General features: G+C 32.2%; 1 protein-coding gene. It reads left to right on the top strand.

Annotated features, from left to right (window positions below):
- The first annotated feature begins 324 nt into the window (after positions 1-324).
- Positions 325-747, top strand: a complete 423-nt coding sequence (locus NEPTK9_RS09565; RefSeq protein WP_194848596.1) for a hypothetical protein — start codon at positions 325-327, stop codon at positions 745-747.
- Positions 748-930 lie beyond the last annotated feature (183 nt).

Raw genomic sequence — 930 nt, 5'->3', positions numbered from 1 at the left:
ATAAACACGATATGGTATTTACAATCCCATTTAGAATGAGATAAACTCTCAAAAGACGATGTTGTATTCATAATTTTTTCCTTTGTTGGTCTGCCAAGCCCAACAAGGAAAATACAACATCGTCTTTTTTCACTAAATCTTAAGGCCAAGCCTTGAAAGTCCACTGGTCAAACCAGTGGCTTACCTGTCAATGAGTTATCAAGGAAGTTTTTATTTAGCAACTACACACGGATCCTAATACGGTGAAGCTAAAAGATTTTGTTGCTTCAAATTTAAAGCTTGCAAATAGTTTGAAAAGTTAGTATCATATAGGAGTTATTTTTTATGAGCCTAAGTTTAGAAAGTCTTGCAAAAAATATCATTGATGTATTGAACCGAACAGAAGATATAAGGAAGGTTTCAGGTATTCAAATGAGCAGTACTTCAAATGTTTCAGAGAATAATCGCTACCGTACTCTTTTAAAGGATATTCGAAGTGATCTTTTGAATTTTGATCCTCAGAAGAAAGAGAGGATTATTTATACAATCCAGACGGTTCTTAGTGAGAATTTAAAAAATGATAGTGAAATAATTGCTGTTTTTAAAAGAATTTTAGAGGTTGTACAGCACTATAACCTATATGGAACAGTTTTAGTTTCTCCAAAGAAGCAAGCAAATAATATTTCAGTAAAGGCAAGTGTTAATTCTGGCACGATAAAACAGCTTTTTCCTGTTATTGAAGAGCAGATTAACAAAACCAATAACTGAGGGGTGTGATTAAAATCCGTACTCTATAAAAAAGTGAAATTTTTGTAGAGGTTTTTTTGTCATTTCGTCAAATTAAGTATTAAATTGACAAAATGATACCCAATAGAGGATTTGATAACATGGAAAATGAAGATAAACTCGAAAAAGCCGTTAGGGCTATAAAAAGTGATGAGAGCATCTTAA

Origin of the sequence: Candidatus Neptunochlamydia vexilliferae (genome assembly GCF_015356785.1) — a bacterium.
Classification (GTDB): Bacteria; Chlamydiota; Chlamydiia; order Chlamydiales; family Simkaniaceae; genus Neptunichlamydia; species Neptunichlamydia vexilliferae.
The sequence above is the reverse complement of the archived record's forward strand: the minus strand, read 5'-3'. Positions and strand labels throughout refer to the sequence as shown.

What these genes read in the sequence shown, in the direction of transcription:
- NEPTK9_RS09565 (WP_194848596.1), top strand. Translation starts at nt 325, where the DNA reads ATGAGCCTAAGTTTAGAAAGTCTTGCAAAAAATATCATTGATGTATTG.